The organism is Actinomadura sp. NPDC049753, from assembly GCF_040674655.1.
GTDB lineage: Bacteria > Actinomycetota > Actinomycetes > Streptosporangiales > Streptosporangiaceae > Spirillospora > Spirillospora verrucosospora.
Genome location: NZ_JBFARL010000266.1, coordinates 1 through 9,149, shown reverse-complemented (window position 1 = coordinate 9,149; position 9,149 = coordinate 1). Strand labels below are relative to the sequence as shown.

The 9,149-nt window shown below is 74.6% G+C and carries 10 protein-coding genes; 5 read left to right on the top strand and 5 right to left on the bottom strand.

The genetic code is table 11. From position 1 onward, the window contains the following. From AB0K37_RS37735 to AB0K37_RS37725, 3 genes are all read right to left on the bottom strand, one after another. Positions 1-531, bottom strand: a 531-nt coding sequence (locus tag AB0K37_RS37735) for an ATP-binding cassette domain-containing protein (protein ID WP_363989771.1), incomplete at its 3' end; no start/stop codon positions are given. Continuing rightward, positions 528-1,655 (bottom strand): peptidoglycan-binding domain-containing protein, encoded by a 1,128-nt coding sequence (locus AB0K37_RS37730; protein ID WP_363989768.1) that lies wholly within the window; start codon positions 1,653-1,655, stop codon positions 528-530. The genes AB0K37_RS37735 and AB0K37_RS37730, both read right to left, overlap by 4 nt. Then, positions 1,652-2,164 carry a hypothetical protein gene (locus AB0K37_RS37725; protein ID WP_363989765.1) on the bottom strand — a complete coding sequence of 171 codons (513 nt, stop codon included), beginning with the start codon at positions 2,162-2,164 and terminating at the stop codon, positions 1,652-1,654. Before AB0K37_RS37725 ends, AB0K37_RS37730 begins: the two co-directional genes overlap by 4 nt. 174 nt (positions 2,165-2,338) lie before the next feature. On the opposite strand from AB0K37_RS37725, the gene AB0K37_RS37720 reads away from it, so the two are divergent. From AB0K37_RS37720 to AB0K37_RS37705, 4 genes are all read left to right on the top strand, one after another. Next, positions 2,339-2,995 (top strand): response regulator transcription factor, encoded by a 657-nt coding sequence (locus tag AB0K37_RS37720; protein WP_363989762.1) that lies wholly within the window; start codon positions 2,339-2,341, stop codon positions 2,993-2,995. An 8-nt stretch (positions 2,996-3,003) separates the two neighbouring features. After that, complete coding sequence (locus AB0K37_RS37715) at positions 3,004-4,230, top strand: HAMP domain-containing sensor histidine kinase (protein ID WP_363989759.1); 1,227 nt, start codon at positions 3,004-3,006, stop codon at positions 4,228-4,230. Between the two features lie 224 nt (positions 4,231-4,454). Continuing rightward, complete coding sequence (locus AB0K37_RS37710) at positions 4,455-5,024, top strand: papain-like cysteine protease family protein (protein ID WP_363989756.1); 570 nt, start codon at positions 4,455-4,457, stop codon at positions 5,022-5,024. A gap of 1 nt (position 5,025) precedes the next feature. Then, positions 5,026-5,820 carry a hypothetical protein gene (locus AB0K37_RS37705; protein WP_363989753.1) on the top strand — a complete coding sequence of 265 codons (795 nt, stop codon included), beginning with the start codon at positions 5,026-5,028 and terminating at the stop codon, positions 5,818-5,820. On the opposite strand, the gene AB0K37_RS37700 is transcribed toward AB0K37_RS37705, so the two are convergent. Beyond that, positions 5,817-6,872, bottom strand: coding sequence for a LysR family transcriptional regulator (locus tag AB0K37_RS37700; protein WP_363989750.1), 1,056 nt, complete (start codon positions 6,870-6,872; stop codon positions 5,817-5,819). The genes AB0K37_RS37705 and AB0K37_RS37700 overlap by 4 nt on opposite strands. Positions 6,873-6,965: 93 nt before the next feature. Continuing rightward, positions 6,966-7,787 carry an AraC family transcriptional regulator gene (locus tag AB0K37_RS37695; RefSeq protein WP_363989748.1) on the bottom strand — a complete coding sequence of 274 codons (822 nt, stop codon included), beginning with the start codon at positions 7,785-7,787 and terminating at the stop codon, positions 6,966-6,968. 293 nt (positions 7,788-8,080) lie between these two features. On the opposite strand from AB0K37_RS37695, the gene AB0K37_RS37690 reads away from it, so the two are divergent. Beyond that, positions 8,081-9,149 (top strand): ATP-binding protein (locus AB0K37_RS37690; protein ID WP_363989745.1); only part of this gene is annotated, 1,069 nt, incomplete at its 3' end.

The following is a 9,149-nucleotide window of genomic DNA, read 5'->3' as shown; positions in this document are numbered from 1 at the left end:
TGCGGGCCGGCGTGAACCGGCGGTCGAGGCCGGTGAGCCGAAGGATCTTCGCCATCTGACTTCCTCCGGAGGGGAGAAGCCAAGGTCGTCTGCGGCAACGTCCAGACCGCCAACGCGACCGTCTACATCATACTCCAGCCGGTGGCCGAGCCCGACCCGCTCCAGCGCCGCCGCGGCCCGCCGCCGCCGCACCGCCGGGCGCAGCCCGGTGTACAGCAGGCCGTCCGCGACGTTGTCGATCGCCCGGGTCCCGGCCGCCAAATGGAAGTGCTGGAAGACGAACCCGATGCGGCTCGCGCGCAGCGCCGACAGCCGCGCGTCCGGGAGCCGCCCCACGTCGTGGCCGTCGATGCTGATCTCCCCGGAGGTGGGCCGGTCCAGGGTGCCGAGCATGTTGAGCATCGTCGTCTTGCCGGAGCCGGAGGGGCCGACGATCGCGACCAGCTCCCCCTCGTCGATGTGCAGCGACACCCCGGCGAGCGCGTGCACGCCGCCCGGGTAGGACTTCCTCACGTCCCGCAGTGTGATCATTTCGGCACCCCCACCAGCACGCCCTCGGCGATCCCCGGTCCGGAGACCTCGACCTTCCCGTCGGCGAACAGGCCGGTCTCGACCGGGACGTAGGACGACGCCCCGCCCTTGACGACCTCCACGCCGAAGCCGCCCTCCCGCAGCGCGACCAGCGCGGACACCGGCACCGTCAGCACGTTCTCGCGCCTGCCCGCGGTGAACCGGACGTCGGCGGAGGCGAGCGCGTACCGGGCCGCGGCCTTCCTGGCCGCGGCGGAGTCGAGCCAGATCGTGACCTCCACCTTCGTCTCCGGGTCCTCGCCCTGCCCGCCCGGCTCGATCACGGTGGTGACCTCGTCGATCTCGGCCGCGACCGGCCGGCCCTCCGGCAGGGTCACCTCGACCCGCGCGCCCTTCTTCGCCAGCCGCTGGTCGGCGGTGTCCAGCTCGACCGTGACGGCCTGCGCGGTCCCGGTGTAGCCCAGGATCTTCTTGCCGGGTGCGGCGGGCTCCCCCGGGTTCGCCGCGACTGTCTCGATCCGGACGGGCCCGCCCGCGTAGGCGACCCGCCCGACCTCGACGGTCCCCGTCTCCGGCGCGCCGATGTCCTCCTGCCATTCCCGGACGGCCTCGGCCGTGCCCGAGGTGTACTCGTCGTCCACGGTGAAGCCGTCGTAGCCGAGCGCGCTGAGGTTGCTCTCGAACCGCTTCACGTCGGAGCCCTCGGTGCCGACCCGCAGCGGCCGGTAGGACGGCTTGGACCCGTACATCAGCACGACGGGGTCGCCGTCGAGCTCGTACAGCCGATGGCCGCGGGTGACCTCGTCCCCGCTCTCGGGCAGCCAGGTGATCGTGCCTCTGGCCTGGCTCGTCGCGGTCAGGGTCGGCCCGTAGCCGAGCTGCCCGTCCTCGGTCTGGGTGTCGCTGAGCGTCTCCCGGGCCACCTTCGCGGTGCCGGGCGGCAGGGCCGCGGCCCGTCCCCCCTCCCGGTCCCCGCCGGCGGCGAACGCGGCCACGGTGGCGGCGCCGCCCGCCGCGACGACGGCGGCGACGGCCAGAGCGATCTTCAGGCGCGGCCCGCGGCGGCGGGCGCGGCGGCCCGCGGGCTCGGCCGGCGCGCGTTCCGCGACCGTCTCCTCCGTCACTTCCCGCCGCCCTGCAGGACCTTGTCGCACGCCTGCTGCGCGGCCTCCAGATCCGGGTCGTCGCCGACGGTGTCCTTGTCGATCCGGATGCCGGGCTGGTTCGGGTCGGGGTCCGGGAACTTCTCCACGCCGTTCTTCCGCATGCACGCGGCGAACTCGCGCGCCCGCTCCTGCATCTTCGGATCGGGCGCACCGGTGCGGTTGGCCATCGGGTTGTACTGCCTGCACGCCTCCATGGCCTTGTCCATGGCGCCCTTGTCGCCGTTGGCCTGGATCCGGATGCCCCCGCCGGGCTTCGGGTCCTCCATGTCCACGCCGTGCTCGCGCATGCACTGGGCGAACTTGACGCCGCGCTCGTCCGGGCTGAGCTGCTCGCCGCCGCCCTGCTTCGAGCCGCCCTGCCCGCCGCTGCCGGCCGAGGCCACGCCGTCGCCCTTGTCGTCCGAGCCGCACCCGGTCAGGGTCAGCGCCAGCGCGAGCGGCAGCACGGCCAGGATCCGCAGTCTCATGTCTCCTCCTCGTCTCCGGCCCGGAGCGGTTCCGGCCGGTGAGGAGGATGCAACCCGGCGGAGCGTTTCTCCCGTGTTTCCGCCCTCGCGAATTCCGGCGCCGCGCGCCGGGAGACGATCACTAACGGAAACGAAACACCGCTTCGGGCACCATCGGCGTTCGGAGGAGGCTTCATGAGAGTGCTGGTGGCAGAGGACGAGCGGCTCCTGGCCGACGCGATCGCCGAATGGCTGCGCGACGACGCGCACGCCGTCGACCTGGCCCACGACGGCGCGGCCGCCCTGGAGCGGCTCACCGTCAACGACTACGACGTGGTCGTGCTGGACCGCGACCTGCCCCTCGTCCACGGCGACGACGTGTGCCGCGAGATCGTCCGGGGCGGGTGCGCGGCCCGGGTCCTGATGCTCACCGCCGCCGCGGAGGTCACCGACCGCGTCGACGGGCTCGGCCTCGGCGCCGACGACTACCTGACCAAGCCGTTCGCGTTCCCCGAGCTGGCCGCCCGCGTCCACGCGCTCGGCCGCCGCTGCCGCCCGGCCGCGCCGCCGACGCTGCACCGCGCCGGCATCACCCTGGACCCGGCGCGCCGCGAGGTGTTCCGGGACGGGCGCTACGTGCCGCTCGCCCGCAAGGAGTTCGCCGTCCTGGCCGAGCTGCTGCGCGCCGAGGGCGCCGTCGTGTCCTCCGAGCAGCTCCTGGAGAAGGTGTGGGACGAGCACGCCGACCCGTTCACCGGCGCCGTCCGCCTGACCGTCCTCAAGCTGCGCCGCAAGCTCGCCGACCCGCCCGTCGTCGAGACCGTCAAGGGAGCGGGGTACCGGATCCCATGAGGCTGTCTTTGCGCGCCCGACTCACCCTCACCTACGGCGGCCTGTTCCTCGTCGCCGGGGTGGTGCTGCTCGGCGCGACCTACGCCCTGTTCGACCAGCAGCTGTCGCGGTCCGGCACGAAGGTGCTGGCGACCCGGCTGAACCCGGGCCCCGGCACCGCCCCGCCGGCAGGAAGCGCGCAGCAGGCGGCGCAGGAAGCGAGGGCGATGGCCGACGCCGACCGCTGGATGCGCGATCAGCGCGAGGACCTGCACGACGCCGCCGTCACCTCCCTGGTCACCCAGGGGTCGATCGCGCTGCTGGTCGTCGGGGGCGCCGCGGCGGGCTTCGGCTGGCTCATCGCGGGCCGGGCCCTGTCCCCGCTGCACCGCGTCACCGAGACCGCCCGCCGCATCGCCGGCTCCCCCGCCGCCGACCGCGGCCTGCACGAGCGCATCGCGCTCCGGGGCCCCCACGACGAGGTCAAGGAGCTCGCCGACACCTTCGACGCGATGGTCGACCGCCTCGACCGCTCCTTCGACGGCCAGCGCCGCTTCGTCGCGAGCGCCTCCCACGAGCTGCGCACCCCGCTCACCCTCGGCCGCGCGCTGGTCGAGGTGGCGATGCACCGCGAGTCGGCGTCCCCGGACGTCCGGCAGCTCGGTGAGACCCTCCTGCAGATCAACGCGCGCCACGAGCGCCTCATCACCGGCCTGCTGCTGCTGGCCCGCTCCGAGAACGAGATCACCACCCGGGCGCCGGTGGACCTGGCGGACGTCGTCGCCCACGTCGCCGCCCAGACGGCGCTGGAGGCCGATGGCTCCGGCATCGCCGTCGAGACCGACGCCTCCGAGGCCATGACGGCGGGCGACGCGCTCCTGCTGGAGCGCGTCGTGCAGAACCTGCTGGAGAACGGCCTGCGCCACAACACCGACTCCGGGTGGGTCTCCGTCTCCTGCCGCACCGAGGGCGGCCGCGCCGTCCTGGAGGTCGCCAACTCCGGCCCCGCCGTCCCGCCCTACGAGATCCCCGCGCTCTTCGAGCCCTTCCGCCGGCTCGACGGCGACCGCCTCGTCACCGCCAAGGGGGCCGGTCTCGGCCTCTCCATCGTCCAGTCCATCGTCCGCGCCCACAACGGCACCGTGACCGCCGTGCCCCGCCGGGAAGGCGGCCTCACCGTCACCGTCGCCCTCCCGTCCGCGGAGCCGGAGCCGGAGCCGGAGCACCGCCCCGGCCCGCTCGCCGCCCGCGCCTAGGCGCGGGGCCGCCTTCGTGGAGAAAAGCCGGGTTCACCGGGGTCATTCCGTTTTGTTATGTCCTGCTGGCATTACCGGGCGAAAACCGCGAATGAGACTTTTATCGCGTTCATTCGGCCTCTCGCGGCCTCCCCGCCCGGACACTCCCCCGGCGCCGGACGGGAATCGCTCGGCTCCCTCGCGAGAGGCGGTGCGGCCCTCGCCGGGAGAAATGGCGGAAGTGCATGAGAACGCGTACCCGACCCGCCCGGGCACGCCGGCGGCTCGCGGCCGGACTCGCCGGGGCGGCCGCCGCCCTCGCGGCGTCCACCGGCGTCGCCTCGGCCCAGAACCTGCCGATCACGCAGCAGGTGCAGCAGCAGGACCAGTGGTGCTGGGTCGCCAGCGGCCTGACGATCGCCAAGTTCTTCGGCAAGGGCAACGTCAGCCAGAACGACTTCTGCGCCCTCGGACGCGGCTACCCGCGCGGCAGCGCCTGCCCGAACCAGCCCGGCTACCTGGAGTACGACCAGCGCGCGTTCCAGGCGCTCGGCGTGTCCCCCGGCCAGGTCAGCGGCCCCCTGTCGTACCAGGCGGTCACCACCGAGATCAACGGGCAGCGGCCGATCCTCACCGGCATCTACTGGACGGCCGGCGGCGGCCACGCCCAGGTCATCTACGGCTACTCCGGCCAGACGGTCTCCTACGGCGACCCGTGGCCCTCCAGTCCCCGGTACGGGGAGATGGCGTACAGCAGCTACGTCAGCAACTACCAGTTCCGCTGGGGCCAGGCCCTGTCCAGGATCGGAGGCTGACATGCGCACGACTGCGAGACTCGCGGCCGGAGCCCTGATCGGCGGGACGGTCCTGCTGGGCGGCACCGCCGCGCAGGCCGCCGGGCCGTCCTCCGACGAGGCCGCCGCCGCGAAGGCCGCCGCGTCCCCCGCCGCGCAGCAGAGGCTCGGCGCGTTCTTCGTCCACCTCGACCAGCACCGGCGCGGGCGGCTGGTGAACCAGGCCGTGCCCAAGGCCGAGGCTCAGGCCAAGGCCCCGCGCCTCGAAGGAGCCGTCCAGCGCGTCTACTCGCTGAACCCCGCTTTCGTGAAGGGCGACGGCGGCGCTCCCGTGGCGACCTTCGCCTACATGGCGGTCGGCGCCGCCTCGGCGAGCGGGCAGCACGCGACGGTGTGGCTGACCAGGTCCGGTGCGGGCTGGCAGGTCATGAACGTCATCTCCGGGTCGGAGGAGGCGGTCTACCCGGCGCGGGCTCAGGGAGGCACGGTGTTCACCGAGCCGCAGATCCACGCGTGGTACCGGCTGGAGGACGGCCGGGTCACCGCGCTCAACGGCACCGCCGCGTCGTCGGTCGGCAGGTCCGGCGTCACGGTGGCGGCGTACCGGAGGCTCGTGCGCTCCCGGTACGCCGACAAGCTCCCGGGCAGCGCCTACCAGCGGACCGGGAAGCTCGGCGGTTTCTCGCCCGCGACCGGCGCCGGCGATCCGGCGCCGGACAGGGGCCCGGCGCCCGCTCTGCTGGCACTCGGCGCGGGCGGCGCGGCGACCGCCGCGGGCGCCGCCCTCGTGCGGCGCCGCCGCCGGGGCGGCTGCTAACCGCCCTCCCGCGGGTCCCCGGAAGCGCCCCCCTCCCCGGGCCCCGCACCGGCGCCCGTCCCCGCACCCTCCACCGGGCCGGCGGGGACGGGCAGCGCCGGATGCGCCTCGGGATGCTCGTCCCACCAGTCGCCGTAGGCGCGCTGGGCCCGGACGAGGTCCAGGTAGACGTCGTCGAAGACGCCGCGCAGCCGGGCGGCCGCCCGCCCGGCCCCGGGCCGCCACATCAGGACGACCCGCTGGCCGAGCGGGTCGCCGGTGATCCGGCGGAACGCGACCCCGGCGCGGGGGGCCGCGGTCGGCTGGTAGATGCCGACGGCGCGCCCGGACCGGATGAGCGACGCCGAGATCTGCCAGTCCGTCGCCCAGTACCTGACCCGCGGCCGGAACCCCGCCTCGGCGCACACGCCGCGCAGGTAGGCGGGCCAGGGGCCGTCGTCGAGCGGATCGTCGATCCAGTCGTGGTCGGCCAGGTCGGCCAGGTCGACGGTCGCGCCGGCGGCGAGGGGGCTGGAGCAGGACATCCCGACGAGCGCCGGCTCGCGCTCGACGAGCACGAGCCGCTCCAGGCCGTCGCGCGGCCGCGGCGGACGGTCGACGGGCTCCTGGAACAGCCCGATGTCGAGGGTGCCGGAGGCGAGCAGCGCGGGGATGCGCCCGCCCCCGGGATCCACGCGCAGGTGCAGCCGCGACTCCGGGGAAAGCGAGCCGAGATGGTCGCCGAGCCGGGTGAGCGCCGGGCACGCCTGCACCCCGATCCGCAGCAGCGGCGCGGCGGCGGGTTCGCTGATCCGGTGCGCGAGCGCGGCGTTCAGGTCGTCGATGCCGGCCAGCGCGGCCCGGGCGCGGGTGGCGACCTCGGCGCCGACCGGCGTCGGCGTGACGCCCTCCGGGGAGCGGACGAACAGCTGCACGCTGAGGTGGCCCTCGACCCGGCGCAGCATGGTGCTGACGGCGGGCTGGGTGAGGCCGAGCCGCGCGGCGGCCTTGCTGATGCTGCCGGTCGCGGCGATCGCCTCGATCATCCTGAGGTGGTGGGGGCCGAGGTCCACGGGCGCGCTCCTGACACTCTCTACGCCCCGTCCGATGATCTCAGCCGCATCGTAACCCGGGATCGGTCCGGGCAGGCTGGAAATCGGTGCCCGTCAGCGGGTGGCGCCGTGCCGGCGCAGTTCCCGCGGGCTGACGCCGAAGCGCTGCCGGAACGCGTGGCTGAGCGCGCTGGCCGAGGAGAACCCGGTGGCGTGCGCGAGGTCGGTGATGGTGACGTCCCGGTCGAGGGGGTTGCGCAGCCGGTCGCGGACGAGCCGGAGCCGCTCCTCGCGGATCAGCTCGCGGGGCGTGGTCCCGGCGCGCTGCAGGGCGAGCTGCACCTGCCGCAGCGACCAGCCGAGATCCTGCGCCATCGCGGCGCCGGTGAGCCCGGGGTCGGTGGCGTGCTCGCGGACGTAGCGGCGCACGACCGCCTCCACCTCGGCGAGATGGCCGGGGGCGGGCGGGCGCTCGGCCCCGGCCAGCAGCAGGCACAGCAGCTCGGTGATCCGTTCGCAGGCGGCGTCGAACTGCGGCCCGGTGAGGCTGCGGCGCTCCTCGCCGACGGCCCGCACCATGTCGGCGACGACGCGGCCGAGGCCGGCGGACAGGTCGAGGCCGGTCGCCGGGAGGACGGGGCCGCACAGCCGGCCGTCCATCTCGCGGGCTGGGATGGTCATGACGAGCGCGCGGGCCGGGCGCGGCTGGACGACCCGGAACGGCGCCGCGGGCGCGATGAGGCCGCCGGTCCCCGGACGCAGCCGCGCCTCGCGGCCGTCCTGCACCATCAGCATCTCGCCGTCCAGCGGGAGGAGGAACCGGTAGCCGCGGTCGCGGCGCGCCTGGCCGGGGGCGCGGTCGTACTCCGCCCGGTCCGACAGGTGCAGCACGAGCCGGTACTCGGCGCCGTTCGCCCCGCCGAGCACATCGTCCACCCCTGGCCCCTCCGCCGCTCTAGATCACCTTCGGGCGAGCGTAGTACCGCCGTCACCAGCGAAACAGTCGAATTCATCGGAAAGTAACGTGATTCAGACGATGGGTGATCTTGCGATGCGCCCGGCGGCAAGTTCTCTGCGCGCGAGCACAAGCGCGCCCCCGCACACCCGTCCTACGGTGCCGAAACTGCGGCGTATCCGCGCCGCCCCCACCAGCCATGAGGCGGTCCGCCGGGCGTCGCCGACCCCGGACCGGGCCCGCCTCGCCCGAAGACTTCTGCACCGAGGATCTGATGGAGCAATTCCTGTTGGCGGCGGCGCTCGTCGTCGTGGCGGGCGCTGGCATCGCGGCCGCCACCCTGCTGGCACGCCAGCGGCGGGAGACGGCCGGCCTCCGCGCGCAGAACGCCGCCCTGGCCCGCGGGCTCGACCTGCGCGAGAGGGAGCTGCGGCACCTCGCGGACGTCCGGCTGCCCGAGCTCATGGAGTCCCTGCACAACCCCGGCGTGCGCGTCACCGGCCCGCTGTACGACCTCGACCGCGAGGCGCCCGCCTACGGGCAGGCCCTGCGGACCGTCACCGAGCTGTTCGCCGGGTCCGCCGCACGCGTCCGGGAGCGGGCCGACCTGTCGGCCAAGTCGACGCTGCGGGCGATGATGCGCGCCGTGCAGAGCCTCGCCAACGAGCAGCAGCTCGCCATCTCCGACATGCAGGAGCGCCACGACGACCCGGACGTGCTGGAGGGCCTGCTCCGCGTCGACCACATGAACGCCCAGCTCGGGCGGCGCGCCCAGGCCACCGCGGTGCTGTGCGGGTCGTGGCCGGGCCAGCAGCGCTCGGCGTCGTCGATGAGCGACGTGGTGCGCGGCGCGACCTCCCGCATCCGCGACTACCTGCGGGTCAACATGCAGGGGCCGGTGAACACCGCGGTGACCAGCCGGGCCGTGGAGCCGATCGTGCTGACGCTGGCCGAGCTGCTGGACAACGCGGCGCGGCACTCGCGCCCCGACACCACCGTCGAGGTCAACTTCCAGTCCACGCACAACGGCGTCGCCATCATGATCGACGACGCCGGGGTCGCGATGGACGCCGAGGAGCTCCAGCGCGCCGCCGACCTGCTGTCCGGCACCGCGTCGGTCGACATCCACCGGCTCGGCGACCCGCCCCGCGTCGGGTTCGCGGTGGCGGGCGTCCTCGCCGCGCGGTACGGCTTCCGGGTGTCGGTCGACACCCGCTCCCCCTACGGCGGCGTGCGTGCCGTCGTGTTCGTGCCGGACGGCGGCGGCTCCCCGCGGCAGGGCGGCAACTTCATCCTGGGGCGCAACGGCGTGGTCGGCGGCAAGACCGGGTACACGGACGCGG